Genomic DNA, 26,788 nt, shown 5'->3' with positions numbered 1-26,788 from the left:
CTCAGGCCGTCGCCGCGAGTGCGGGAGTTCCAGATGCGGCGGCGCAAATCGCACTGATTGCGGTCTCGATATAGTCATGGGCATAAGCATCGGTGGCTCTGATTCCAGCCTCCGCGAGCTGATCCTGCGGGCAATTTCCAATCTTGGCGCACAGCACGACATCTATGCCTTCCAGCGCTGCGATGACGCCATCGAGGGTGGCCTCTGCGCTCCAGCCGCCGAGACAATACTGCTCGACCTTGCGATGCCCGACAAAGCTGATGCCTCTCGGCGAGGCTTCGTAAACCTGGAATTCCTTCGCATGGCCGAAATGTTCGTTGACGCGGCCGCCGCCCTTGGTCGCCACCGCGAAGAGGACGGATTTGCCGGGCCTCGCTGCCTTGACCAATCCGATCGCTTCACTTCTGGCCGCCACGTGATCACGGCGCTCCTGCGCGACCAGCTCCCGATAGGCGTTACGCTTGCTGGCATCGTAGGTGACCTCGCCGGGAATCCGGTCGGCCGTGAATTCCTGGCCACGATCCTCGCCAAGCATGCCGACGGCATCTGCCCGGCACTGCCGGCAGTGGCGCATCAACTGGGCGCCGCCTTCGAGACGATCCTGAAGAGCCTTCAGCTCCTTTGCGTTTGGGCCGCGCTGCCCACTCAGTCCGTAGTGCGTGCCGTGCGCCGGGTCCGAAATCAGCGGCATGAGGTTGTGCAGGAACGCGCCTCGCTCCTTGACGCATCTATTCACCTCGATCAGATGCTCATCGTTCACGCCAGGAATCATCACCGAATTGATTTTGGTGAGTATGCCGCGCGCGGTCAGCATCTCCAGGCCCAAGATCTGCCGCTCGTGCAGCATCCGGGCGGCTTCGATGCCGACGTAGCGGCGATGGTCGTAAAAGATCCAAGGATAGATCTTTGCACCGACCTCAGGGTCGACCATGTTGATGGTGATCGTCACGTGATCGACATTCATGTCGGCAAGCTCATCGACATGGTCCGGTAGCGCGAGCCCATTCGTGGAGATGCAAAACTTGATGTCTGGGATTTCCCTGGCGACCCTGGCGAAGGTCGCCTTCGTCTTCTTCCAGTCGTAGCAGGCGTCGCCCGGTCCGGCGATGCCGAGCACGGAAAGCTGCGGCACCTCGCTGGCGACCGCTATCACCTTGCGTAGCGCCTGGTCGGGCGTCAGCTTTTCAGAGGCCACCCCAGGCCGGCTTTCGTTGGCGCAGTCATATTTGCGATTGCAGTAGTTGCACTGGATGTTGCAGCCCGGCGCGACCGCGACGTGCATGCGCGCGAAATAGTGATGCGCCTCTTCTGAAAAGCAGGGGTGATCCTTGATCTTCTCCCAGACAGCCGGATCCGTGTCGTCGGGCTTTGTCGACGAGCCGCAGGACGAAGAGGCGCAGCCACCAGCTTTCATGGTGCCAAGCAACTGGTCACCGAATGTCGTGCTGAGGCTCTCAAGCGAAATTGCCGGTGCGGACATGAACGGCTCCGTTGCTGCGTGATGTCGCAGTCCAAAGCGCAAGAGCTATGCCAGCTCAAAGAGCTGTTTCGGTTCACGAATAGGCTTGTCGTGTCAGATTCCTTCGGATTGCTCCGACAAACCTTTGTCGGGCTTACGACAGTGGACAAGCAAATAGGGTCGCGAGGCTAGCAGCCTCGGGCGCGCAGAGTGTGAGCGAGACCACTCCGGGCTGCTTACGGTTGACGTCATCACGACGTCTAGAATTTCTTCACCACGATACCATGCCGGCGCAGGGCGTAGCCGACTTGCCGCGGCGTGAGGCCGAGGATACGAGCCGCCCTGGCCTGAACCCAACCGGCCTTGTCCATCGCGTCGATCACCCGGTCGCGTTCCGCCAGACGCGGGGGACAAGCGGGATCGTTCGGATCGCCGGCCGTAAGGGGAGATATCTTGCCTGCGGAGGCACCGATGCAACTGGCCGGCAGCCGCAATCCGACCGGCACTGCGTTGACCCGTGCGAGATCGTCGATGGCATTGCCGCCATTCGAGCGGTCGGCTCGCTTCCAGAGGAGCCAGGAAAGGCACTGGCCCTTCTTACAGGCGAAATCGGATGGAGTGATCGTCCTTGAGCGCGCAAGTGTGGCCGTCCTTTGGACGCAGTTCTCCAGCTCGCGGACGTTACCAGGGAAGTAACATTGCGAGATCAGGTCAAGCGCCGGCGCCGCGAAGGCTAGTGCGCGATCGTTCTCCTTGTTGAACCGGTTGAGGAAGGCGTTCGCAAGGCGTGGAATATCGCCGGGTCGCTCTCTGAGCGGCGGCAGGATAATTGGCACGACATTGATGCGGTAATAAAGGTCGGCCCTGAACTCCCCTTTATGACGGCCGTCTCGAGGTCATTGTTGGTGGCGCATATGAGCGCACGTCGACCTGTAGCGTTTTGGTGCCGCCGACTCGCTCCAACTCGCCTTCCTGCAAGACACGCAACAGCTTGGCTTGAAAGGCCGGCGAAATCTCGCCGATTTCATTAAGTAGCAGCGTTCCCTCATTTGCCAATTCAAAACGACCGGCGCGCTGGGAGATAGCACCCGTGAAAGCGCCCTTTTCATGCCCAAACAGTTCTGACTCCAGAACGCTTTCAGACAGTGCGGCGCAGTTCAATTTGACGAAAGACTTCTTCCTCTGGCGTGAGAGCTTATGGATGGCCTGCGCAAAGAATTCCTTGCCAGTGCCGCTTTCACCCCGCAGAAGCACGGTGGAATTGGTCCCTGCTACGACCGAGACGGTTTCGAGCACCTGCTTGAGTGCGGGGCTTTCCCCGATGATCCCGTCGATTTTGGCATCCGCATGCCGGGCAGGGTCGTAGGTCCTCCCCTCGTTGGGCGATTTCTCCGGTCCCGATTGCTCATTGCCACACCGCTGACGATCTGTACTCAGGGCGCGATGGAGGCGGATGGTCCGGCCGACAAGGTTGGCGACCATCGTCAGGAAATAAATGTCCTCGTCGTCGCGAAAGTCGGTGGCGCCGTCTCCGGCGCGGTCGATCGACAATGTCCCAAGGATATCATGATCAGCCTTTAGCGGGATTCCGATAAAGGCAATTGGGATGGTTCCGATGCTCGAAGACGTTTGAAGGTCAGCCTGAAATAGTTGGGACTTGCGCACGTCCGGTATGAAGAGCGGCGTCCCCGTAGCGACGATTTTATCTGTCACGGCCTGTGGTATGACGCGGCGAGTGCCTGATTGACGTACGTGGGTATTGCCGGCAGTCGCGGCAATCTCCAGCTCTCCTTCAGCGTCCAGGACGACGATTGCTCCGTGACCCATCTGCAGAAATGAAGGCAGGACGTTCACGACATTGGCGAGCGTAATCTCCAGCTCGCTGGGGGCGGTCAGCACCTTCGATATCTCGTAGAGTCCTCTGAGCGCGATATCTGATTGGGACATGCTTTTGATGGGCGGTTCAGGGCGGGTCTCCCGAGGTCCAACCTCGTCGACCCGATCTTGCGGTCCGTGGGTCATGGAAACACCTCAGGGGTTGTCGTCCAGAGTGCTCCTCCTTTTTTATCTGAATTCTGAAAGCACAGTATTCACGAGCTTCTCTTCGTCAAAGCGACGATCGAAGCAAAGAAAATAGACTTGGCGTTGGGCGAGACCTAAACTGTATCAAGATCAACCCTCTTAATACGTGCGTGCGTCGGTCATCCGAATTTGAAGAGGACTCCGAAACCGCCGCGTGGATAGTTCCACTCGATCTCGCCACTGGTCTCACACAAAATCCGGCAGGTGCCGCACTCCATGCAGCCGTCGGCAGTGATCTCCACTTGACCTTTGTCGTTCAACTCATAACATTTCGCCGGGCAGACGTGGGTAAGCGCGAGCAAGTTCGCGCTTGGCCTCTCGTGCGGTCGCACTTTGATATGCGGACGGCCGGAATCCACCAAGTAGCGGTTCTGGTAAAGCTTGTCCTCGACACGTGACTTTGTCACTGCGATCGTCATTTCGTCTCCCTTCAGCGCCACGCCAATGCAAGGCGGACCGCGTCGCTGAGCAGCCCCCAACGCGAGCGCGCCTTGATGAAGGCCGCCGTGGTCGCCTTTTCCTTCTCGATCTTCGGCGTGCCGTCGACACGCATGAAGTTCTGCGCGGCTTGCGACATCAACCGCGGATAAGTTGTGAAGTAATTGCAGGAATTGGTGTGGAGCAAGGCCGGCATATCTTTGTATTTCTTTAGGTCCTTGACCACGAAGGACTTGTCCAGCATGGCTTTGTAAAGAGCGAGATTTCGTTTGGTCATAGGAGCGTTGCGGCTGTTGACCTCGATGATTGCCTCAGCCGCGATGCGGCCGGAGGTCATGGCGAGGTTCGAACCCTCGCGGTGAATGGCGTTGTTCAGTTGCGCGGCATCGCCGACCACGACCCAACCATCGCCAAACAGCTGCGGAATAGCCTTGTAGCCGCCTTCGGGAATGAGGTGTGCGGAATATTCTTTCACTTCCGAGCCGGCGATCAGCGGCCGGATCGAAGGATGGCTCTTTAAGGCGTCGAGGAGAACGTAGGGGCTCTCGACCATCGCGGCGAAATCGGAGACGAGGCAGCCAATGCCCAGTGAGATCGACTCCTTGTTGGTGTAGAGGAAGCCGAGCCCGGCCATGCTGCGGGAGGTCGTGCCCACCGCCTCGATCACGCAGCCTTCATCGCCCTTGACGCCGAACCGCTGCTCAATGACCTCTTCGGGCAGGAAATGCATTTCCTTAACGGCGAGCGCCACGGTTTGTGGCTTCGGCATCTGCCGCAGGCCGGCTCGCGTGCCAAGCAGTCCGCAGACACCTTCTGCGAGAACGACCACGTCCGCGTAGATGGCTCCGCCGGCCCGGTCTGTGCGCACGCCAATCACCCTGTCCTTGGCGTCACGGATGAGCTCCGTCACGGTCGTCTCGCACAGAACCGTCGCGCCGGCCTCGCGCACCTTACGCGAAAACCATTTGTCGAACTGGGCACGGATGATTGTGTATCGGTTGGGCTTGGCCTCATTGAAGTCGTCCGACCGATAGTGAATCCCGGTATGGGATGTGTCGTCCATCACCCAAAGCCGCTGTTCAACCAAATGCCGCTCGAGAGGCGCATCGTCCCTGAAATCCGGGATGATCTTCTCCAGCATGTTCGCGTACATGATGGCACCTTGGACATTCTTGGAGCCCGGATATTCACCGCGCTCCAACTGCAGCACCTTTAGGCCATGGCTGGCCATGGTGTAAGCAGCTGCGTTTCCGGACATGCCTGCCCCAACAACAATGGCGTCGAAGTTTTCCTCGATCATGTCCGTCCCTTAGCTCGCAAGCTTATCGCGACTGTGGGGCGACAGCCGCCGGGTGAAGGCTTCCGTCAGTGCGGGCAGGAAGCGGATCGCGTCGGTGACGATTCCGAGGTGAGCGAAATCGAAAATCGGCGCGTTCGGGTCGGTGTTGATGGCCACGATGAGATCCGCCCCCTCGACGCCAACCCGATGCTGGACGGCGCCGGAAATCCCGGCCGCTATGTAAAGCTTCGGCCGGATGGTCTTGCCAGTTTGGCCGATCTGCCGATCAGCTGGCATCCAGCTCTTCTGGACCAACGGGCGCGAACAGCCGTGCTCGGCGCCGATTGCTCGCGCGAGGTTCTTCACAAGCTGCAGGTTCTCCGCCGCGCCAAGACCAAGGCCTCCCGCAACCACGACGTCGGCATAGGCAAGGTTTGCCTTTGCCGACTGATTGTCCGGCAGGAAGCCGAGGACTTTGGTAGCGATCTCGTCCTCGGCAAGCGAGAGCTTGTGCCGGATGACACGCCCGACCGGTTTATCCGTCCGCTGCGGCATGGGCATGACCCTTGGCCGCACTGTCGCCATCTGAGGGCGGAAATTGAGCGTATAGATCGTGCACAACAAGGAACCGCCGAAAGTCGGACGCGTGGCGGCGAGCGAACTGTCGGTATCCACATCGAGTTCGGTGCAGTCGGCCGTGAGCCCTGTCTGCAAGGTCGTCGCCACGGAGCCGGCAAGATCCCTGCCGAGTGTGGTGGCACCGAGAAGAAGGATTTCGGGTTTGTGGGTATCGACCAGATCCGTCATCGCCTTGGTGAAAGGCTCGTTCCGATAGTCGGCGAGCAGGGGCGCCTCGGCGATGTAGACAAGGTCAGCACCATAAGCGAATGCTTCGGCAACGGCGTTCCCGATGGCCTCTCCCGGCGGTCCGAGCACGACGCCTGCAAGCTGGACCTCAAGCTTGTCTGCTAATTTGCGGCCTTCGCCGAGCAGTTCGAATGATACGGGATGGACCTGGCCGCGTTCGAGCTCGATGAAGACCCAGACGTGCCGGTAGTCCTTGAAATGGGCGGGCAGCTCCTTCTTTATGCCGGCGCGGCCGGCGGCAGGGCGAGGGGTTTCTCGGTTCGGGGTCGACATCGTTTTACTCCTTGCCGTCACGCGCCGCCGTTGAAGGCGAGCTCATGTTCCAGCGCCGGCTGGCGGGTGAAGATTGCGGTGATGAGTTCGTCAGCGACATCGCGCAAGGCCTTCTCGGCGGTGTCGATTAGTGCCGCCTTTTCAGACCGCGCAGGGGGGGCGAAAACACGCTTGACGACGGTCGGTGAGCCGCGCAGGCCGCATTTGGTGAGATCCTCAATGCCGGCGTCGGCCGCACTCCATTTCAAGACCTGGCTACGCGCGGCGCACAAGGCGTCGTGGATCGAGCCCCGGCGGATCTCGTTTGTGCCTTCCAGCATGGTGATGAGACAAGGCAGCCTGCTCTTCAGCATCTGTGTGCCGCCTTCGGAGCGGCGCTCGACCTTGATCTCGCCTGCAGCAAGGTCAATAGAGGGGATCTTCGCAACATAGGTCAGTTGCAGGAGTCCGAGGCGCTTGGCGATGCCGGGCCCGACCTGGGCGGTGTCGCCATCGATCGTCTGCTTGCCGGTGAAGACGAGGTCTGGCGTGCCGAACGTCTCGCCGACCTTCGCGATTGCCTGGGAAAGGGCGAACGAGGTCGCCAGCGTGTCGGAGCCGGCAAAATAGCGGTCGGTCAAGAGCACCGCTCGGTCGGCGCCGTAGCCGAGTGCCTTGCGCAGCGCGTCCTCTGCCATGGGCGGACCCATGGTGAGCACAGTGACTTCGCCGCCATAGGCATCGCGCAGTCTGAGCGCTTCTTCGAGGGCGAACAGGTCGTAAGGGTTGATGATGGTCGGAACACCCTGGCGCATGATTGTGTTCGTCACCGGATGGACCCTTATCTGTGCCGAGTCCGGCACCTGCTTGATGCAGATTACGATGTGCATTGGCGGTTTCTCTAGGCTCCTGTCCGGGTGCGGGCATTGCGGTTATCTCCTTGATCCGCATAATTCGTGCCAAGTCTCTTGCGCTGCCCCCTTTCCTACAACTTCGGCTGTTTGCTTCTGACGGCGCTGTGGTGATGACCGGATTTGTCGGCTGCTCGACATTGTCGCGTCGCAACCCTTGTCGCCGCTCATTCCCGTCCGAACCGCTTCACTACCGAGTCGAACGGGACAAAGGTGTGACCCGGCGCGGCAGGTTTGTTCGGATCGTGGTCTTTGAGCACCTTGAAGACCCGATGCGTGAGCGGCGAGGAAATCGCAAAGTCCTCGTAAGCGCGTTCGAGCGTCGCGCGCACCCTCGCGGCAATCACCTGGTCGGGCAGACCGGAGAAATCTTCTTCGGCAAGGTATTGGCCCACGCGCTTCATTATATGGAGCCGCGAGACATTCAGCACCTTGGGGTCATAGGAGACGCCAAGGACTGAGAAGAACTCCTCCGCGGCCGACAGGCGCTTCAGTCGTGCGAGGATGTCTGTGACATCGATGGGGCGGCTGTCAGCGGAACAATTCATTGCATTCTCCCTGGTCGCAAAACTGTGGCCTTTGCGCGCGCGCGCACGGCTGACCTGGACCCGCACAGCTCGAAGAGGGACGCCTCGCTGCACATTTTATCGTAGAGCTCGACCAGTTGAGTTGCAGTGAGCGTCGATTTGGTCTCGGCCGCCTCGCGCCGGACGCGGGCCACCATCGCGGCTGCCAGATCCGGGTCGAGATCGCGACCGCTTTCGCTCAGCACATGGGCAATCGCAGTGGCGCCGGAATGCTTGCCGATGACGATCCGCCGGCAGCGGCCCACGAGAGCCGGATCAAGCCCCTGATAAGTACGCGAGTCCTTCAGCAGCCCTGCGACGTGAATGCCGGATTCGTGGGTGAAAACATCGGCGCCGACGACCGGCTTAGTGGCCGCGGTCTGCCGGCGGGCGGCCCAGGCCACCTCGGCGGCGAGGCCGGGCAATGCGGTCAGCTCGATGCCGGTATCTGCGCCGCCGAAGACCGCCATCGCGGCGGCCACCTCTTCCAGCGCGGCATTGCCCGCACGCTCGCCGAGCCCCAGGACGGTGACGGAGGCATGGCGCGCGCCTGCGCGGATCGCGGCTAGCGTGTTGGCGCCAGCAAGTCCGAGATCGTTGTGCGCATGAAATTCAAGGTCGATTGGAGACTGCGCCACGAGCTGGGCGACAAGTTCAAAGGCCGAAAACGGGTCGAGAACACCGACCGTGTCGGCTAGCCTGACGCGGCTTGCGCCGGCGCGTGCAGCCGTCTCGATGACGCGGGCGAGATGATCCCGATTGGCCCGCGAGGCATCCTCGCAGCCCACCGCGACAAAGAAGCCGGCGGCGGCGGCGCGCCTGACCATATGATCGATGACCTGGAGCGCCCCCGCCTTGTCGAGGCCGAGCTTGGCGGCAAGTTGGATGTCCGACCCTGGCAGCGATAGATTGACGGCGTGGACGCCGCTCTCGATCGCTGCATCGAGATCCAGCGACGTCATCCGGCACCAGGCCATGAGCCGAACCGGGAGACGCCGCGCGACCACGGCGCGAATTGTTTCGATCTCGTCGGCGCCCATGACCGGCGTGCCGATCTCGATCTCTGTGACGCCGGCCGCCGCAAGAGACTCGGCGATCTCCAGCTTTTCCGTCGTGGTAAAGGCGACGCCCGGCGCCTGCTCGCCATCGCGCAAGGTCGTATCGTTGAGAGAGACATGACGGGTCATGACCGGTAGCCTGTTCTTCTGCCGCTCACGCATAGACCGGATTACCCGGCCCAGAACCGAAAAAGCTGCGCAGCTTCCCCACGATTGCCGGCATGACCTCGAGCACCCGGTCGATATCCTCTTCGCTGTTGTCCCGCGCCAAGGAGAAGCGGACTGCCGCGTGCGGCGTTTTCATCGCGCTTAGGACATGGCTTGGTTCCAGAGAGCCGGAGGTGCAGGCCGAGCCAGAGGAACACGCGATGCCAATGCGGCTGAGGAGAAGTGGAATTCCATCACTGTCGACATGTTCGAAGGAGATGTTTGCGGTATTGGGCAACCGTTGCAGGGGATCACCAGTGACACAGGTGCTTGGGATGCACTGGAGGATCCCGCCCTCCAGGCGATCGCGGAGCGACTTCACCCGAGTGGTCTCGTCGTCCATGAATTTCAAGGCGAGTTCGGCCGCCGTCCCGAGCCCGGCTATGCCGGGCGTATTCTCGGTGCCGGCACGCCGGTTGTGTTCTTGGTGGCCCCCCTTGATCAGCGAATGGAAGTTCACGCCACGTTTTACGAAAAGCGCACCGATCCCTTTCGGCCCGTGCAGCTTGTGGCCGGAGAGCGACAGCATGTCGATTGAGGTCGACTTCAGGTCCATCGGAAGCTTGCCGACCGCCTGCACAGCATCGGTATGGAATAGGGCGCCCACTTCCTTGGCCAACTCGGCAAGCCTGGCCACGGGGAAGATCACACCAGTCTCGTTGTTCGCCCACATTATGGAAACGATTGCCACCTGTGGGGTGAGGGCGGCCATATAGGCGTCGAGGTCGAGCCGGCCACGGCAATCCACCGGGATCCTGTGCACCTTGACGCGGCGGGTCTTCTCAAGATGCGCGCAAAGCGTCAGCACGGCGGGATGCTCGACCGCGGACGTAACGATCTCGGTTCGGTTGGGCGCCGCCTCGAGCGCTGAAAGAAGCGCTGCATTGTCGCTTTCTGTCCCACCCGAGGTGAAGGTGATCTCATCGTCGAACTCCGCGCCGATCAGCGCTTGCAACTGCCTCCGCGCCTTTCTCACCGCCGCACTGATTGAGGCGCCAAGAGCGTGCGCCGACGAAGGGTTGGCGAATTGATCCCTAAAGAACGGCAACATCGCTTGCAGGACCGCAGGATCGACCCGTGTGGTTGCGTTGTTGTCGAGGTAGACAGGCTTCATAGGTGCGATCCTCAGTTGACCAGAATGACGCGGCGCGGACCGACTCGTTGAGCCTCTGGCGCATGCCGTTGATGATAATGGGCCTGAACTGGCAGCCCGCGCAGACGCCCGGAGTGTTTGACGCAGACCGGATCTCCGTCGAGATGGACATGTTCGCAGTGGCCGCCGTCAGCCCGCAGGTAAGGACGCCCGAACGCGACAACGTTATCGATGAGCCGAATTTGGCACAGCAGCGCGATTTGTCCGCAAGCAGCTCGGGTGACACCAGGACCCGAGCTGTTTCGGGAGGCAACGTTCTTTGCATCCTAGGGAAGCGAATGGCTGTCCCGAAATCGGCTTTGACCTTACCTTGTTCTTTAGGACGGGGACATCTGTCGTGCCGGCCATATAAGTCTCCTCTGCCGCAAAATGAGTCCGACGGCCGCATAGGCGCTTCGGGCGTTTAACTGAAGGACTTGCCGCAACCGCACTTCTCGCGCGCATTGGGGTTATCGAAGACAAAGCCGGAAGATTCGAGCCCGGTGAGGAAGTCAACGGTCATGCCGGCGACATGTGGTTGGGAGCCCGCGTCCACGAACAGCTTGATCCCATTTGTGTCAGTGATCGCGTCGCCCTCGCGCGACACGCTCTCCAGGCCCATTAAGTATTTGAAGCCGGCGCAGCCGCCGGCCTCGACCATAATGCGAAAGCCTTCCGCCGGCTCGCTGGCGCGGGAAAGAGCAGTCTTGAAGGCGGCAACAGCGTTGTCGGTGAGCGTAATCATGGCTCCATTCTCCTCAGTCCGGGACCTGCTTGCGCATCACGTCGCATGCACCGTGCCAAAGCGAAGAAACGTTTCAACACAGCGCGGCATCTCTCACACTGCCGTGCTTCTTGAGAGTGCATTGCTGCGAAGGTGTCGGCCAACGGACACGTTGTCGGGTTTGTCGGGTCCGCCCCACGGGGTGTGAGGCCCTGAGTTCTGGGCTGAATTCACATCAAACCAATGACCATCGTACAGAAGACTTCTTCTGAGCTTGCTTCGGCGCAATTGGCACGGTTTTTGAACCTCCATTTAGCGAGGCGGCAACGGACTGCCGATCCACAATCATGCCGTGGGTGCCCTCGCGATCGATGGGGCGAAGCAAGGGAGCAACATGTCAGGACTGGGTCAGATGCGCTTTGTTTGGCAAAGCAGCGGAGCCCGTGGCATCCGAATGCCGGATTGGCCGAGTGCGACGACACCCACAATCGCTCACCAGCGCCCAGTGGCCGCCGACCGGCTCGATTTCCATCGGCATGTGCCTGCTGGTGTCACTCGGGTCTCACCGCTCCGGCAGCACCCCCCGGTCTTCGCGCGGGTGCGACGACGCGCGCATGCTGTCCAGCGACACTTTGTTCACGGGCCAGCAGCAGATCAGGATCGAGCATTTCGGCGCGCCTTATCGGCTGAAGATTCCCGGGCAGGGCAGATGATCCTCTCGGTGGAAGCAGGGGTAAGACATGGACCAGCGCGAGAAACCGTCGCCCGACGAAATTCGGCGGGCGAGCAAAGACAATCCGAAAATCCGGGAGCATGATCTCGCAGCTCGATTGGGCATTTCGGAAGCCGAATTGGTCGCGGCGCATTGTGGTCACGGCGCGGTGCGCATCGAGCCGCGCGTCGATGATCTGCTGACCGGCCTCGAAGCGGTCGGCGAGGTGATGGCGCTCACCCGCAACGAAAGTGCCGTGCACCAAAAGATCGGCGTCTACGACAAAGTGGTCACCGGCAACCAGCATGCCATGGTGCTCGGCGACGAGATCGACCTGCGCATCTTCCCGAAAGCGTGGGCGTATGGCTTCGCCGTCGAGAAGCGCGAGGGAGCCGAGATCCGCCGCAGCCTGCAATTCTTTGATGCCGCTGGCGAGGCGATGCACAAAGTACATCTCAGGCCCGCCTCGAACCTGCACGCCTATCAGGATCTGACGGCAGAGCTCGTATCCTCCGACCAGGAGCCGATCATATCGGTCGAAGCGGGCGGTGCGCGCGATAACGCAGCGATTCCAGACCAAGCCGCCACGGCCGACGACCTACGCGAGCACTGGAGCCGGCTGAGCGACGTGCATCAGTTCTACCATATGTTGAAGACACTGAAGCTCAGCCGCTGCCAGGCAATGCGTATGGCCGACGAAGATTACGCTTGGCTGCTCAACAATGATGCCGTTGGCGCCCTGTTCCAACAGGCGGCCGAAGACGAGATGCCTATCATGTGCTTTGTCGGCAATCGTGGTTGCATCCAGATCCATTCCGGCCCGATCAAGTCGGTCAAGCAGATCGGGCCGCGGATCAATGTGCTCGACGAGACCTTCCATCTGCATCTGAGGACCCATCACATCCGCGAGGTCTGGGCCGTGCGCAAGCCGACGAGGGACGGTCACGTCACGTCCATTGAAGCCTATGGCGCCGACGGCAAGATGATCATCCAGTTCTTCGGCACGCGCAAGGAAGGCGAACGCGAGCGCAGCGACTGGCGGTTTCTGGCCGAGAGTCTGCCACGCATTCCCGGTCCGAGCGACAGGGATGTATAGAGTGCCGACAGGCCCTCGGATTGAACCGGCCGCCATAGGACTCGGCACCACGTTCCGACAGCGGCTCGCGAGGTCGTAGCGCATACGCGCGGTCAGGTGATGCACGCCGGAACGGACCGCATCGATACAGTCAAGGTCGTCGCCGGCCGGACTGCTGCGCACGAGTGCATCGCCGTCTGACCGAAAATCCTTGCAGCGCCTGCGAGCGATAAAACGCATACGCCATCAACGCCGAACCGAAGCGCGGCTCGACCTTGTTGATATTCCGATCATCGCGCGCAAGCGCCGTCGGGTCTTGTCGGACCGCAGCCGATCCTTGCGCTGGATCGCGTCGTTGCTCAATCCGGGCCGTACGAGCGATCTCCTCGCTTGTCGACCGGAACGCTGTGCAGCAGCAGCCAGGCCGAACAGCTTGATGTCGCGGACTCGACAAAACCGATCACGGATGTCGGTTGTCGGACGTTGTCCTAAGAATGATGGACAGGTGATCCCAGCGGCGGGCCCAGTGCAGGCTGGCATCGCTTGGTGCAGCGCCATCGGTACGCCTATCCGGCACGCGACTTGCTTCGACAATTTGGTCAGCGGGGCGTCAGCAGTGCGTCACGGAGCTCAGCGGTGATTGACCACCTCTCAACCCTATCGGGGATAAGCGGCGGCTTTGCTTCATGACCGCAGAGCGGCGGAGATGCCCCTTCTGATCGACTTCGCAACCGATCTCATCCGCGCTGGTGCAGGTGGGCTGTATCAGGCGACAGAATCTAGAAGGCGCCCGACAAGAGACGTGCCCATGCTGGAAATCGACTTTATGAACAGCCGTGCAATCTCAATCGAGCCATGAACGCCAATGTAGAGAAAACAATATGGCGACCAACCCCGTTCCAGATCATGTCCCACCCGAAATGGTGAGGGACTTCAGCCTGTTTACATCGCCAGGGATGCCACCAACACCCAACGGGGATCCACACGCAGCTGTCGCTTGCGTACATGACGGGCCTCCGATCTTTTACTCCCGCTACAACACGCAAGATGGCCGGGGTACCTGGGTCATCACCCGTGCCGCGGACCAGCGGAGGGTGCTGCAGGACGCAGAGACTTTTTCCAGCCATCGCAGCATCTTCTCCTCCATACTGGGTGAAAACTGGCCGACGATCCCGCTTGAGCTCGATCCACCGGCCCATAGCGTCTTTCGCTCACTGCTCAGTCCGCTGCTTTCGCCAAAGCGGGTGTTGGCTTTGGAACCGGCTGTCCGCGAACGGGCGGTCGAGCTGATCGAAAGGATCGCCGCGTCGGGCACAAGCTGCGACGTGATGAAGGATTTTGCATTTCCTTTCGCGGTGAGCACCTTTCTTCGCTTTCTGGGGTTGCCTGATGACCGACTCGATACATTCGTCGGCTGGGGGAAAGATCTGCTCCACGGCGACGATAAGGAACGACCTGTGGCTGCCCGGACGATCGTGGCATTCATCGACGAACTTGCAGCCATGCGCCGCCAGGAGGCGGTTGACGATTTCATGACCTTTATCGTGCAGGCACAGGTCGAGGGCCGCCGGCTGACGGACACCCAAGTCCGCGGCATCGGCGTGCTTGTCTTCGTCGCTGGGCTCGATACGGTCGCAGCAGCTATAGGCTTTGACTTGGCCTACCTCGCACGCAACCTCAAAGATCAGCAATTGCTGCGGAGCGAACCGGACCGCATCCCGCTCGCAACCGAAGAATTGCTGCGGGCCTATCCGCCCATTCAGTTGATCCGCGTGGCCACGAAAGATATCGACTTCGAAGGCGCGCCGATCCGGAAGGGGGACTATGTTTCCTGCGCCACTATGATTGCCAATCGTGACCCGGCGGAATTCGCATGCCCCAACACGATTGATTTGGAGCGGGAGGACAACCGCCACGCAGCGTTTGGCTATGGTCCCCACCGTTGCCTTGGCTCACACCTTGCCCGGCGGGAGATTGTCATTGGCCTGGAGGAGTGGCTGGCGCGCATCCCGGCTTTCAGGATCAAGCAGGGTACGGCGCCGATAACTTCTGGCGGCCATGTGTTCGGGATCGAAAATTTGATCCTGGACTGGTCTTAGGCCCGCCCCGAGCCGGGCACAAACAATGGAGGCACTGCCATGCGCATCATCGTCCAAAAGGCCAAATGCCAGGGCCACGCGCGATGCGCGGCGCAAGCGCCTGACATCTTCAAACTCGATGATGACGGTTACATCCTGCTTGGTGACATTGAAGTTGCGGAAGGGGAGGAACTGCCTGCATCACGAGCCGTGCGATCCTGTCCTGAACGTGCGCTGGAACTCACCCGCTGCGCGCTTTGAGGACTCATTCAACCGAGAGTCTGGCGGGCTTGAACCATGTGGCCGCACTCAGCACGCGACCTCTGTCCCGCACGGTTCACGTCCAACTCTGCAGGGGCATTTCCGGCGCCTGTGTTCCCCGTGAGGCGCAAACGGCAGGGCCCCGCGGTTCGCGAAAAGCCTCCTTCCAATCACAGAATTTGCGACAGAGCCGAGTGGACCAGACGAGAATTGCCGAACTACTCGACCGCGAGGCGATCCGCGACTGCGTACACCCGAAGAACTGCCCGACCCATGTTGCGGCAGGCCGGGTCTCTGCATGAATTGATAGGGACAAACCAGGAGAACGCACCATATTTGCTCAACATTGTGCCCGGCTCAGCACCGGCCAATGGCCGCAGATCGAGCTGGAGAGGAGGTTCGACCAGCATGTGCTTGCTTGTGTGCTTTCACGTGCGCTCGAGGAGATCGAGGCCGGCGAGGCGACGGCGACGGAGGCAACCGGACTCTCGCTCGCCGAGCTGCGCGATGTCCTGGCCCGCTGTTTCCCTGCTATTCCTATCAACGCGTTTGCCTTGAAAGAGGTAAGCGAGCCCGAGCCGGATCCGGAGGAAGAACTTCTGCATGGACTGCTGCTGGCGCATGCCCGACCTGGCGACCCGACGAGCGCCCGCTTCGCCAGGATCATCGCCCGGCGTGCCATGCGCAATGACCACCTCTGGCAGGACCTTGGCCTTGTTAATCGAACCGACCTCGGCCGCCTGCTCGCCTCGCATTTTCCGACGCTGGCGGCCGGCAACACCCAAAACATGAAATGGAAGAAATACTTTTACCGCAAGCTCTGCGAGGCCGAAGGTTTTTCGCTGTGCAGCGCGCCCAGTTGCCGGGAATGCGATGATTTCGAAAGCTGCTTCGGCCCGGAGGAAGGCGAAAGCCGCCTCACACGGATCAAGAACGGCGTCGCCTCGGATTGAGAGCCGCTTTCGTCAATTGTACAGCGCCAGCGCTCGCGCCGCGCCATATGTCTCTTGTCGAATGTCGACTGCCCCCTTCGGGGATTGAATGCTGTGCATGCTGTCCGATTACTCGCCATGCTCGCTTCGGCGGCCGCCGTCATGATGGCGGTGCAGGATGCGACCCGCACCGTCGCCGCCGAGCAACTGGTGTTCTCCGGGCCGTTGCTGCTCGCCTGCCTGGCGGTTGCGGCGCCTGGGCGGCCGCGGTTCACCGCCGTCATTGTTCGCACTGGTGCACAGTTTCGCCTCGATCACCCATTGGGGCGGCCAGATTGTCTCCGGCGTTGCCATCAATTTCGTTGCTGCCGGCTCCGCCATCATTCTCGGCCAGGTTCCGGCGGCGCGCGCTGGGGTTCCTGGAAGCTTTTCGAACTTTCTGGATCACGCCTCAACCCGAATTGCGTGGAGGAGGCTTCGAATTTCTAACGCTCGCGACCTCGCAGGTCGTTCACGTCAGCACGAAGGGCGTTTAACTCTACGTGTCGTATTGGCAGCTATGCGCCTTCTATCGGCCATTCAGTTGGCTTTTGGGGATCCCTCGAGCGGACACTCAAGTGAACAGGTCAGGTGGCGAGTCGGTCCCAACAAGCGATGGGTCGCTGACCACGTTCGCATTGCGTGGCTACCCGGCATTTCGTCCTGCTCCCAGCAGTCTGCGACTGACTCGTCCCGTTCCGGTCCGATTTGCGAAGCCGGCAGGGACGGCGCGACGATCGTGTCGATGAGCATCCGTCATGGGAACAGCTCGCGCACGGATACGTTCGGCCGCCGCTCTTCGATAGCGATGCGAAGCTTTTTGGCCACGATCTTTTCGAGCGAAATCCGGCGACGCAACGCCTCGACGACGTCCATGCCATCCATCATGACGATGCGCCTGGCGACGAAAGCTTGCAGGCCGTCCGAGGTGAATCCCGAATATGAAACGAAGAGGCCACGCGCGCCTTCGAAGTGTTGCCCGATCAACTCTTGGAACGACCGGAGTTCAGCAGCGCCGGTTTGGGCATTGCGCCATTTCGCTTCGAGAAAATAGACGGTGTTGCCGTGCAGAAAGCTGCCGTCGATCTGCTCGCCTTTGAGCTTGAAGGCTTTCCGCGGTTCTAGCCCCCATGCATCGAACCAGCGCTTCAGAAACCTCTCAAAGGCGTAGCCACGCGCCTGTGCTGCATCGTCCATCCCATGCAGGCCCATGAACTCGTTCTCAAGATCGGCTTGTGTAGATTCGGCCGGTCCGCAGCGTAGCGGCGCACTCGGCTCCGGGGTCTGGGTGGTCGTGCCGGGGAGAGGCCTGCCGCCCAGTCGCTCGATTAGTGTGCTCAGTCTCTCGCGGCTCCGGGGCACGCTATCTTCGTTTCCCGCAAGATAAGCCATCCGATATTCCCAAAGGCCATTTAGCGCCTTCACTATAGCGCCCTTCTGAGCCTTCTGCATGAATGCGCGTAAGCGCTTGCCCTTGCTGCTAGCGTTGTCGATGAGATAGGCGTCGTCGTAGATGTCGACGCCCACCTCGTCCCGGAAGAATTCTTGGTAGGTGCGGTTAGTGAAATCCATCACGTAGCCGTCGCCGAACAGATCGCCGACTAGCTTCAGATCCACCGCCTTGATTTCGCCGGCCATCGATTCGCCTGCGCTCCTGTTGCCGCTCTTGTAATTGCTCGCGAATGTACAAGGCAGCGATGCAACCCAACTTTTGGGAGCCATTTCGCATGGCCCTTCCGAATATGGCCTCCAGAACGAATTCTACCGCAGCGAGTAGGTCAGATCGACGGTCGGCCCTGCTCAGCTTCGCTGATCGAAGTGGAGCTCAGCAGCCCATCGAAAAGTTGATTGCTCCAAGCTCGGCGCTCGCTGAGCAGGGCCTCATACCGCTGGCACTTCCAGGAGATAAGGTCGCGACACATCTCGTCGAGCGACAAAGCGTCTCTCAATCCAAATTCCTGAATTGCGCTCATGCGGCCTGAAGGCGACACCGCGCCCCAGATCAGAATTGCGCCAGCGATCGGCATCTTCTGTTTGCGAACCCATACCTGCAAGTCTTCCGATGGTCGAGCTGACCGCAGGAAAACGTCGAAAGCCGACTTTCTGTGATGCTTGAGCTGCTCAGTGTTCGTCAGAATGAAGTATCGGAAACTTTGGTATTCGATCTCGCACTTCATTTCGGCAACGTACAGCGCACCGGTCTTCCGTTCTCGCAGGGTGAAGTCCAGCGTGTAACCCCGATCGGTCGTGCTAGTTTTTATCGTAGGGCGGCCGATGTCTTGATAAGGCGATCGCTCGTCATCACACCAAAGCGAGACAATCTTCTCGGAGAATATGCCGAAGATTCGCGACAGAAACTTCGCTCGTTCAGCTTCCGCCCGGCTATCGGGCTTGAAGATCGCGCTCAGCAGTTGGCTCATGAATGCAAGGCCGATCTAACGGATTGTGACCAAGCGAAAGCAAGAGCATCATTCCGTGCCCTGCTCAAGTTCATAGTGACCTGGCCGTTCACAAGTAGATCGCCGCAACGAATGTCGGGCACGCACACCAACTTCATAACCCAATAGACTTGTAGGTGTCCCGGCTGGACTTCAACCGGCGTTAGTCGCATTCTTCCCTCGAGGGGGGGAGGGGTATGGGCCTCCAAGGGCAAAAGGCTTCTCAGCCTAGAAGGCGGCGCAGACGTTCGTTGTTGGAGCAGCGGGCGCTAATCCCGGTTCTATTGTGCAGTGTTGCCGCTGCGAGCTACTTCGTCCCGCAGAGCGAGCAGCATCCCCTCCCGACTGTGCATCGGCTAGGCGGCTCCAGCGCGTCGGAAGGCTGCAACATCAAAGGCAACATCAGCGTCGAGACCGGCGAGCGCATCTATCACATGCCTGGTCAGCGATATTACAACGAGACGGTCGTCAATCCGGCCAAAGGCGAGCGCTGGTTTTGCTCTCAATGGGCAGCTTGGTGGGCCGGCTGGCGAAAATCAAAGGTGTAGGCATTCCCAAGGCTGGCGTGCTTGAATTTGGAAACAGGGCGGTCGTCGGCTGGCCCTCATCGGTGGAATGTCGCGTAGGAGAGTGCACGTTGTTACCGCCCAAGGCGCAATCCCGAGTTTGGAGCTACGCCTTCGCCTTCCGGTTAGCCGGTGCCTTCTTAGCTGGAGCAGCCTTGCGGCCAAGGCTGGTGACTCGTCGGATGAACGTGTTTGAGAATGTGATGGTCGGCTTCTCCCCCACGCGCCCAATTGAGTAGAAGTACACCTTAATTCTCCGAGCATCGAGCGCGGCTGCCATCTGCGGCCTGAGCGATGGCCGATCCGGAATTAGAATTATGGGCTCAAGGTCGTCAGGCAGCTTTATCAACGATGGGTAGAGCGCTAGAGCGGGATGAATTTAGGTGGGGCATAGCCGGCCTCAGTGAAGTAATTTCTGCATTCGGTTGAAGTGACGGTGCCGAGGATTTGGCCGATGGCGTCACAGACGGTCTCAACCGTTCGGCTTGCAGCCTTGCGCAGCCAATGCTTGAGCTTGGCGAAGAGCTTCTCGATGGGGTTCAGGTCGGGCGAGTATTTGGGCAGCAAGAACAGCCTGGCGCCGGCCGAGCGGATGGCGCGGCGCACGGCCTTGCCCTTATGCGAGCCGAGATTGTCCATGATGACGATGTCGCCGGGCTTGAGGATTGGGACAAGAACCTCATCGACATAGAGCTGGAAGCGCTCGCCGTTGATCGGTCCGTCGATCAGCCATGGCGCTTCGACACGGTCGTGGCGCAGCGCTGCCAGGAAGGTCATTGTCTTCCAATGGCCATGCGGCACCTTGGCTTTGATCCTCTCGCCGCGCGGCGCCCATCCCCTGAGCGGGGCCATGTTGGTTTTGGTCCAGGTCTCGTCGATGAACACCAGACGAGAAGCATCGATGCGATCCTGATACTTTGCCCACTGTGCCCGCCGGCGTGCTACATCCGGGCTATCCTGCTCGGCCGCGATCAGCGTCTTTTTTTCTGGCTGAGCTTCTCGGCGTGGACGAACTCCCACACCGAACGGTAATCGACCTTCAGGCCGCGATCGCCAAGTTCGGCCACAAGACCGCGTAGCGTGAAGTCCGCAGCCCGGCAGCGCAGCAGCAACCATTCCCGATGGCCTCCGGCAATCTTCTTCGGCCTGTGCCCACCCATCTTACCGGGCGCAAGACTGTTCGTTTCGCGCAACCGGCTTACCCATCTGATGACGGTGCTGATCCCAACCTCAAAGCGTACTGCCGCCTGCCGCCGCGACAGGCCACCCTGCTCAACTGACGCAACAACCCGTTCGCGAAGATCCATCGAATAAGGCTTGCTTAGCTGCCCCACAGCCTCGTAGATGTCATGAGCGAAAACTCCTGTCTTGATCTCAATCAGAGCCTTGGCCGTCTCAATCATCGCGTCGACCGTATACCCACAGTTGGTAGGCTTTGTCAGGGACTTCCCGACAAGTCTCTTTAGCTGAGCCCAAACATGCCCTTGCATGTCTTCGACCTCCTTGGTTCCACCTGTGATCGTCACCTTCTTCGTGCGCCCCTTTTCGTCCAGCCCAAACCGATATGTCTCAGGTTCGGCGACTACAAGAGTCCCGCCGCCAGCCATCGACCGGGCCATCGAACAGGCATTTACGAAGGCGGCCGCGGATTTTAGCCTGTTCTAATGTATCTTTGCTTTCCTGGGGGTGTTGGGCCAGGGGCTGGGCCGTCGTTTGTGGGAAAACGACGGCCTTTCTTTTCGAGCGCCACCGACGGGGCGAACCGTGTTTGGAACTACGCTTTCGCCTTCCGTTTAGCCGACGCCTTCTTAGCTGGAACAGGCTTGCGGCCAAGACCGATGGACTTCGCCAAAGCTGACCGCGTCGCGGCATAGGTCGCTGCCACCATTGGGTAGTCGTGCGGCAACCCCCATTTGGCGCGATATTGATCTGGCGTCATGCCAAGCAGGCCTAAATGGCGTTTAATCGACTTGAATTTTCGACCGTCTTCAAGGCTGACGATATAGTCAGGAAACACGGACTTCTTCGGATTAACCGCAGGCATCTGTGGCTCTACTACTGGCGTCGGGGGCTCTCTGAGGCCGGACAGCGACTGATGAACCGACCCGATCAGTTCGGGCAGACTCGATACAGGTACCGAATTATTGCTCACGAATGCCGATACTATATCGGCGGTCAATTCGGCCAAGTCTGCTGCGCGGTCATCAGTTTCGTCAATCATATATCGGTTCTCCAATGCCCGGTGCCCGCTTCGTTATCCACCGCCGGTGGTTTCAGCACAATATACTGGGGCCGGCTAATTGAGTATCCTTTGCCAATCGTATGGCTCAAGCCTTGTCTGGTCGGCAGAGTGCGATCATTGAAGCGGGAAAAACACCTGCGCCATGCGATGTCTGCATGAGATGCGCGACGACTATCTGGCGCTCCATCGTCGATCTTGAACCTACCCCACAATTCGCCCGCCACTTACTACGGATTTGGCCGAGCCCGACGAAGTTCCCCCAGCGGTGCCGTCGGCAGGGTGTCTTTGGATTGCGCGTATTACTGATCGATGTCAGCATTTCTCCATCAGCTAAGTCGGCCAGCAAACAAGGCGTGACCAGGCACACCGACATAGAAAGCGTAATGAATCGCAACGCAAGGCGTGCTGCGCAAGCGCAGGCACGGACGAGAACGATTGACCGTATCACGGCAGTGCACGAGGCGGGCCATGCAGTTGGCCGACTTCTTACCGCCGAGGACATGGGCGTTCCTTTCGATCAGGCAGTGCACAGCATCGAAATCGGAGCCGGGCCCAGTTGGCGCAGTGCAGATGGTAGAATCGTGCTGGACTCCGAGGCGATCTGCTATGGGCCAGCCGTATCGCGAGAACTGCAAGTGGCCTACCGACAGGCGTATCCGGGCTGCGAGCCGATCTCGGTGGATGAACTCAACGCGCGTCTGTTGAACATCGGTACCGCCCCGAACAGCGAGCCGTTTCAGCGCGTGCAAAGATGATCATAGCAGCCATGGGCGCAGCTGCCGAATCTCGGCTGAGCGGTGCCATGTAGGGGGATGTTTTCTTAAGCGATGCCTGCCTTGCCGATCGAATGGATTTCAATCGCGCAACGCGGCTTCACGGCCTTGGTGATGACGACATGGGCAATGCGCTGCGCGATGTAGGCTCCAAGGTGGTCGAACTCGTCTGGGGGTCGGACGTCTGGAGCGCCATTGGAGCGATAGCAGCCGCACCATGAAGGGAAGCCTTTCGGGAAAGCAGGTCGCGCTGCTGGCGGCAGCCTTTTTGGCAAGGACAGCCGATAATCAGCATCTCGCATGAGTGTATAGGTTGAAGGCTGATCGGCAGTAGGCGACCCACGCGAGACGCGAGAAAGTCGCCACACTGGCCCTCGATAAGGCGTTATTCGTGCAATCCCCAGTTCCGCTCGGGGTCGTTCCGGCGGTTGTCGGCCTCCGGCGGCACTTTCTCGATCAACCGCTTCTGGCCGTCACTGGCCGTCCATGAGAACGAAACCCGCCATCCGGTCGTCTTGCCAGAATTGCTCGAGTAGCCAACTAGGCTCTTGGTCACAATAATCCCTGCGAGGACGAGGGTGCCGTCGCCGGAGCCCTTGAGGGCAAAGAACAGGCGATCGAGGAGGCGATAATTATCGAGGTCTGACTCCCGGAGGACTGATGGATCCCTGACGGCCCTCTCGAGGCGTTGCCGTTCCGCGATCTCGGCGCGGTATCGAGGTGCGTCTGCCAGATAGGCTTCGGCCTCCGGAACCGCGGCAGGACGGAACGAGGCCTTTTGCATCGGCAGCTTGCCTGCCTTGTAGATTTCCACGATTGCGGCCGCGGCATCGGGGCCCACCTCCAGCAAGGTGTCGAAGACGTTGAGATCGCGCATGCGGATGTCCTGGCGCTGCTCGTCGGTCAGCAACGATCCCTCGAGGATCAACTGGCGGGCTTTCAACGGCTTGATGTCAGGGAGGAGATTCAGAAAAACTGTGAGGCTGAGCATAGGGCATCCAGATTTCGGGGTGGATCGTGAAGAATCCCGGTCTCAACCGCCTGATCGCAATTTGCAAGGGGTCATGAGTAATGCTGCGCGACATCACGATCTGGGTTCGTTGTCTCACATTCCCGGATCGTGATGTGCCGCCATTCGCTGCAAATATTTGCTTTCCAGTCATCTGACCCGTTCTTAAGGTCATTCAGCAAATCCGACAGTGCCTGGGCATTCCCATTCTGCATTCCTGTCGGTGCCTTTCAACCGTCCGATATACCGTTCCCTCGATGTCTCCTGGCCACAGCGTCCCGGGCTTTCCCGATGATCGCGTTCAGTCGTCCCGGAATCGCTACTTTTGAAGCATCCGCTGTGAAGGCTCGCTGGCCTCGAAGGGGTCAAAGCTTGTTAGCTGGGAAACTGGGAAACCCGTGCGGCGACCTTTGAAGTCAACCTGTCGTTTCCGCTTTCCGTATAACCGCAATCTCGGTTAGAGGCAGGATCGTCGCAGGGTTGGCGACCCAGCTCTGTGCCCCATCTCGGCCATTTGGCTAGGTTCAATTTCACCTCGACGACCGCGAATGCACGCTGTGGCCTCCCGCCGCACCACCTCCGAGCTGCCGTGTAACCTCGTCGTCAGTTGCTTGAGGCAGTCATATGCCCTCAGTAGTTCTGAGATAACGCTCAATTCCGCTCCTGTTCGATCGTGAAGCGCAAGCTTCCAACGGTCCAGTCGCTGGGAGGCTCGGGGAGATAGTCTTCCTCCTCAAGAAGGCTCAAGCCTCTCAACTCCTTGATAAGATCATCCATCGCGAGAACAGAACCTTTCCGCTCTCGCAGTCGTGCAACCGCCGTGACCAACTGAGTCCAATTGGAAAAAGCCGCATCGTCGCCGCCGACGACCGGGCGGAGCGAATGCGCGTAGTGGCGCGTCAGGACCAAAAGGCTAACCGTCGGCCTATTCACGGAGGATGGGAGCCGTAGGGTCGCTCGGACTTCGGAGGTGTCCGCGGCAGCAAGCCATGAGCGCACTTTGGACAGCCAGTCTCCGACCTGCTGATTCAGCCGCCCAGTCCTTGCCTGCTTCGTGGCGAGATCATCACCGTACGGGTCTTGGTGCTTTAGCTGAATGAGGATCACGCGACCTGTGCGCTGCTCCGCAAGCACCAAGTCGATATCCGTCAAGACCTTCCGGCCACGCCTCAACTTAATGTTTCCTCGATACTCCAGCTCGGGGAGCACGGACCGGAGAGCTCTCTCGACCGCGCGCTGCATGACACCCTCGCGCGCCCGCTGAGCCCGATCGTAGTCCGTCGGGAAATTGTACTGAAGCGAGGTGAGGAGGAACAGCATCACGTTGTCGGCGGTCGCGCCGGCCAAGGGTCTTATCACATGGTGATCGGAGCACCGGATCAGGGGAGGTATCGGCGCGCCGGGCCGATCCAACAGTGCCAGGTTGCGTCGACTAACAGACAGGACAGCGAAGATTATGCCAACGCCTTCTTCCGTCACCGGCACGTGGGCTTCAAATTTCTCGCCGACCTGGTTGATGAATTCTCGAAGGCCCTCGAGGAAGCTATGCGTGGTGACTGACACCGTGAGGACATCCTCGATCCGGATCGTAGGCACCTTCTCCATTAGCGCTTGCACGTAGGCCCGATGCTTCATTCCCACCGACACTATGAACATGGCTGCCAGTTGATAGTGCTGGAAGGTCATGTTGCCGAACGTTGTGGCGAAGTGGAAAGTGTCGAAGCCTTTGGAAATCTGGATCTCGTTATAGGCATGTCCAAAGAAGTATAAGTCGAGCGTAGGGTCGGCTTCGTAACCTATGAAGTGCGTGTGAAACGGATAGACGAGCGCGGTGAGCAGCGACCTCACCTCGTCGCCCACCTGCACATCCACGAGCGCCTCGTATCCTTGCGCAAAAATTTCTCGTTGCCGCCTGACATGGTATCGATCTAGCTCACGCTCATGCAGCTCGAGATCGATTAGATTGGCCGGAAGGACGATGCGGAAGCAGTCCGGCCGCCTCTCTATCTTGCCGGCTTCCGCGGCAAGGCTCTGCGCCACCCGTCGGCCGTGCTCAATGGTTCCGACCTTGTTGATCAATGAAAGCACAGGAAGCGAATATGCCAAGTCGCGCTGGAACGTCAGCGTGGGAGCCTCGAACTGTGGATGCGCCTGCATCGCCAGCTTGATAATGCGGATCACGCCCATCCGCATGAGATAGGCGCGCTCATCATCGGCATCACCAACCGTCCCGCCCCTTTTCATTGCCTCGAAGTCGAGATCAAGCTCGTTGATCGCGACGCGCATCAGAAGACCTAATCCATCGGTCGCGATCTCGGTCGCGAGTTCTGCCTCCTCGCGGTTGAGACAGTCGTAGAACTCTCGCAGATCACTGGCCACGAATCGCTAACCTCTCAAGCATTGCATGCAGGGTAGTGTATCCACGGTTCAGCCGTAGGCGATTGTCATGTTGCCCAGTCTCGGAGGGAGGCGACCCAGCCCGACTCCAGTTGTGCGTACACTGGGACTGAGAACGCTTTCTCCTCGACATTCTGGTCGCAATGAGCGATGACGGGCAGTGTCGGCGCGCGCATGCTTGCGCGGGGGTGCTGTTGACGATTGCTGCCATTTCCGAGGAGGCATTTTATGCTACTCAGCCTCTTCTGCGGGGCAGGTGGACTTGATTTGGGATTCGAGGCTGCGGACTACGAAATCGGATTGGCTTTCGACCTTCGTACCGACAGCGTCGCGTCCTACAATCATAACCGCAAAGGGGCGCACCGCGGCCACGTCGGTGATGTCTCGAAGCTGACGCTGGCCGAGCTCGACCGACTGCATGGGGCGACCTTCGAGCCTGAGGGCATCATCGGCGGACCTCCGTGCCAGAGTTTCAGCCGCGCCAATACCGTGTACCTTGAAGCCGATCCGCGGCATTCTCTGCCGTTGGCATACGCCCAACTCCTGAAGTCGCTCAATCAGCGCAAGCCGGTGAAGTTCTTCGTCATGGAGAACGTGACCGGCTTGATGAGCGACCGGCACGCGCATCGGCTCCGACAAATTGAGAAGGCTTTCGAAGATGCCGGCTTCTCGCTCAGCCGTGCCGTCCTGCTGGCGACCGACTACGCCACGCCCCAAATACGCGAGCGCCTCTTCGTGGTCGGCCTTAACCGGGATCTATACGGCGACGCTGTCTGGTCGCCACCGGCCAAGGTTGTCAGCGCAGAGGGGCGACGTCCGGATGTCCGGGGTGCCATCGGCGATCTCCCCGATGCTACGTTCTTCGACCGCGACCTCAAGCCGTTCGACATTGCACACCATCCCAACCATTGGTGCATGCGCCCGAAATCACCGAAGTTCACGACACCGGGAGCGCTTCGGCAAGGCGACGGACGCCACCGCAGCTTCAAGACGCTACACTGGGAATTACCAAGCCCAACGGTCGCATACGGACACCGGGAGGTCCACATCCATCCGGATTGCCGCCGTCGGCTGAGCGTTTACGAGGCGATGCTGCTTCAGGGTTTCCCCAAAAAATACGAGCTCCTCGGCAGCCTCTCCTCTCAGATCATCCAGGTGAGCGAGGCGGTGCCTCCGCCAGTGGCCAGCGCAGTCGCAACCTCTGTACAAGTGCAGGTCGCAGACCTAGATGCCCACATTGGAGCCGCGCACGCGGAGAAGCAGCGCGCACGCGGTTGAGCGCTCCGATAAT

24 protein-coding genes and 2 pseudogenes are annotated in these 26,788 nt (G+C 60.0%); 10 read left to right on the top strand and 16 right to left on the bottom strand.

Going from position 1 to position 26,788, the window contains the following annotated elements; genetic code table 11:
• Position 1: 1 nt before the first annotated feature.
• The 10 genes and pseudogenes from nifB to NKJ01_RS25610 all read right to left on the bottom strand — a co-directional run bounded on the left by nifB (position 2) and on the right by NKJ01_RS25610 (position 10,996).
• Positions 2–1,480, bottom strand: a complete 1,479-nt coding sequence (nifB, locus tag NKJ01_RS25655) for a nitrogenase cofactor biosynthesis protein NifB (RefSeq protein ID WP_352732105.1) — start codon at positions 1,478–1,480, stop codon at positions 2–4.
• 239 nt (positions 1,481–1,719) lie between these two features.
• Positions 1,720–3,481 (bottom strand): annotated as a pseudogene (gene nifA, locus NKJ01_RS25650) (nif-specific transcriptional activator NifA).
• Between the two features lie 179 nt (positions 3,482–3,660).
• Positions 3,661–3,960 carry a ferredoxin family protein gene (locus NKJ01_RS25645; protein WP_023678245.1) on the bottom strand — a complete coding sequence of 100 codons (300 nt, stop codon included), beginning with the start codon at positions 3,958–3,960 and terminating at the stop codon, positions 3,661–3,663.
• 11 nt (positions 3,961–3,971) lie between these two features.
• The gene (locus NKJ01_RS25640; RefSeq protein ID WP_023766901.1) at positions 3,972–5,279 is read right to left on the bottom strand and encodes an FAD-binding protein; all 1,308 of its coding nucleotides are present in this window, start codon (positions 5,277–5,279) and stop codon (positions 3,972–3,974) included.
• 9 nt (positions 5,280–5,288) lie between these two features.
• Positions 5,289–6,398 carry an electron transfer flavoprotein subunit alpha/FixB family protein gene (locus NKJ01_RS25635; protein ID WP_352732103.1) on the bottom strand — a complete coding sequence of 370 codons (1,110 nt, stop codon included), beginning with the start codon at positions 6,396–6,398 and terminating at the stop codon, positions 5,289–5,291.
• Between the two features lie 17 nt (positions 6,399–6,415).
• Positions 6,416–7,267: an electron transfer flavoprotein subunit beta/FixA family protein gene (locus NKJ01_RS25630; protein ID WP_352688699.1), complete on the bottom strand. Its 852-nt coding sequence runs from the start codon at positions 7,265–7,267 to the stop codon at positions 6,416–6,418.
• A gap of 188 nt (positions 7,268–7,455) precedes the next feature.
• Positions 7,456–7,836, bottom strand: a complete 381-nt coding sequence (gene nifW, locus NKJ01_RS25625) for a nitrogenase stabilizing/protective protein NifW (RefSeq protein ID WP_352732101.1) — start codon at positions 7,834–7,836, stop codon at positions 7,456–7,458.
• On the bottom strand, positions 7,833–9,041 hold the full coding sequence (gene nifV, locus NKJ01_RS25620) for a homocitrate synthase (protein ID WP_352732099.1): 1,209 nt from the start codon (positions 9,039–9,041) through the stop codon (positions 7,833–7,835). Before nifV ends, nifW begins: the two co-directional genes overlap by 4 nt.
• Positions 9,042–9,066: 25 nt before the next feature.
• On the bottom strand, positions 9,067–10,233 hold the full coding sequence (gene nifS, locus NKJ01_RS25615) for a cysteine desulfurase NifS (RefSeq protein ID WP_352732096.1): 1,167 nt from the start codon (positions 10,231–10,233) through the stop codon (positions 9,067–9,069).
• Between the two features lie 442 nt (positions 10,234–10,675).
• Positions 10,676–10,996 carry a HesB/IscA family protein gene (locus NKJ01_RS25610; RefSeq protein ID WP_352581806.1) on the bottom strand — a complete coding sequence of 107 codons (321 nt, stop codon included), beginning with the start codon at positions 10,994–10,996 and terminating at the stop codon, positions 10,676–10,678.
• 449 nt (positions 10,997–11,445) lie between these two features.
• On the opposite strand from NKJ01_RS25610, the gene hemP reads away from it, so the two are divergent.
• The 6 genes and pseudogenes from hemP to NKJ01_RS25575 all read left to right on the top strand — a co-directional run.
• A complete protein-coding gene (gene hemP, locus NKJ01_RS25605) occupies positions 11,446–11,688 on the top strand; it encodes a hemin uptake protein HemP (RefSeq protein WP_352581805.1) in 243 nt (80 codons plus the stop codon).
• Between the two features lie 27 nt (positions 11,689–11,715).
• Entirely contained in the window at positions 11,716–12,783 is a 1,068-nt protein-coding gene (locus tag NKJ01_RS25600) for a hemin-degrading factor (RefSeq protein ID WP_352732093.1), read from the top strand.
• Positions 12,784–13,643: 860 nt separating this feature from the next.
• Positions 13,644–14,861, top strand: a complete 1,218-nt coding sequence (locus tag NKJ01_RS25590) for a cytochrome P450 (protein WP_352732091.1) — start codon at positions 13,644–13,646, stop codon at positions 14,859–14,861.
• A gap of 39 nt (positions 14,862–14,900) precedes the next feature.
• Entirely contained in the window at positions 14,901–15,101 is a 201-nt protein-coding gene (locus NKJ01_RS25585; protein ID WP_023760380.1) for a ferredoxin, read from the top strand.
• A 332-nt stretch (positions 15,102–15,433) separates the two neighbouring features.
• Complete coding sequence (locus NKJ01_RS25580; protein ID WP_352732151.1) at positions 15,434–16,054, top strand: nitrogen fixation protein NifQ; 621 nt, start codon at positions 15,434–15,436, stop codon at positions 16,052–16,054.
• Between the two features lie 265 nt (positions 16,055–16,319).
• Positions 16,320–16,427 (top strand): annotated as a pseudogene (locus tag NKJ01_RS25575) (ABC transporter permease); the annotation flags it as partial.
• A 401-nt stretch (positions 16,428–16,828) separates the two neighbouring features.
• Here the strand turns inward: NKJ01_RS25575 and NKJ01_RS25570 are convergent.
• A complete protein-coding gene (locus NKJ01_RS25570) occupies positions 16,829–17,710 on the bottom strand; it encodes a restriction endonuclease (protein WP_352732087.1) in 882 nt (293 codons plus the stop codon).
• A 140-nt stretch (positions 17,711–17,850) separates the two neighbouring features.
• The gene (locus tag NKJ01_RS25565) at positions 17,851–18,492 is read right to left on the bottom strand and encodes a hypothetical protein (protein ID WP_352732084.1); all 642 of its coding nucleotides are present in this window, start codon (positions 18,490–18,492) and stop codon (positions 17,851–17,853) included.
• 215 nt (positions 18,493–18,707) lie between these two features.
• Between NKJ01_RS25565 and NKJ01_RS25560 the strand changes: the two genes are divergently transcribed.
• On the top strand, positions 18,708–19,058 hold the full coding sequence (locus tag NKJ01_RS25560) for a sunset domain-containing protein (protein WP_352732081.1): 351 nt from the start codon (positions 18,708–18,710) through the stop codon (positions 19,056–19,058).
• 381 nt (positions 19,059–19,439) lie between these two features.
• Here NKJ01_RS25560 and NKJ01_RS25555 read toward each other — a convergent pair.
• Positions 19,440–20,383, bottom strand: a protein-coding gene (locus NKJ01_RS25555) for an IS630 family transposase (protein ID WP_502905914.1) whose coding sequence is annotated in 2 segments (ribosomal slippage) — positions 19,440–20,065 and positions 20,065–20,383 — 945 coding nt in all. Because the reading frame shifts where the segments join, the coding sequence is not laid out codon by codon here.
• A 467-nt stretch (positions 20,384–20,850) separates the two neighbouring features.
• Positions 20,851–21,297, bottom strand: coding sequence for a Ros/MucR family transcriptional regulator (locus tag NKJ01_RS25550; RefSeq protein WP_352732079.1), 447 nt, complete (start codon positions 21,295–21,297; stop codon positions 20,851–20,853).
• Between the two features lie 311 nt (positions 21,298–21,608).
• Between NKJ01_RS25550 and NKJ01_RS25545 the strand changes: the two genes are divergently transcribed.
• Both NKJ01_RS25545 and NKJ01_RS25540 read left to right on the top strand, forming a co-directional pair.
• Positions 21,609–22,073 (top strand): hypothetical protein, encoded by a 465-nt coding sequence (locus tag NKJ01_RS25545; protein WP_352732076.1) that lies wholly within the window; start codon positions 21,609–21,611, stop codon positions 22,071–22,073.
• A gap of 92 nt (positions 22,074–22,165) precedes the next feature.
• Positions 22,166–22,312, top strand: a complete 147-nt coding sequence (locus NKJ01_RS25540; protein WP_352732073.1) for a hypothetical protein — start codon at positions 22,166–22,168, stop codon at positions 22,310–22,312.
• 164 nt (positions 22,313–22,476) lie between these two features.
• Here the strand turns inward: NKJ01_RS25540 and NKJ01_RS25535 are convergent, their stop codons facing one another.
• Together NKJ01_RS25535 and NKJ01_RS25530 are read right to left on the bottom strand one after the other, a co-directional pair.
• Entirely contained in the window at positions 22,477–23,082 is a 606-nt protein-coding gene (locus NKJ01_RS25535) for a hypothetical protein (RefSeq protein ID WP_352732071.1), read from the bottom strand.
• 669 nt (positions 23,083–23,751) lie between these two features.
• Positions 23,752–25,479: a hypothetical protein gene (locus tag NKJ01_RS25530; RefSeq protein WP_352732068.1), complete on the bottom strand. Its 1,728-nt coding sequence runs from the start codon at positions 25,477–25,479 to the stop codon at positions 23,752–23,754.
• A gap of 246 nt (positions 25,480–25,725) precedes the next feature.
• Here NKJ01_RS25530 and NKJ01_RS25525 point away from each other — a divergent pair, with 246 nt between their 5' ends.
• Entirely contained in the window at positions 25,726–26,775 is a 1,050-nt protein-coding gene (locus NKJ01_RS25525; protein ID WP_352732066.1) for a DNA cytosine methyltransferase, read from the top strand.
• The last annotated feature ends 13 nt before the right edge of the window (positions 26,776–26,788 follow it).

This window comes from Mesorhizobium sp. M0276 (assembly GCF_040321755.1).
GTDB lineage: Bacteria > Pseudomonadota > Alphaproteobacteria > Rhizobiales > Rhizobiaceae > Mesorhizobium.
This window is presented reverse-complemented; position numbering and strand designations above follow the sequence as displayed.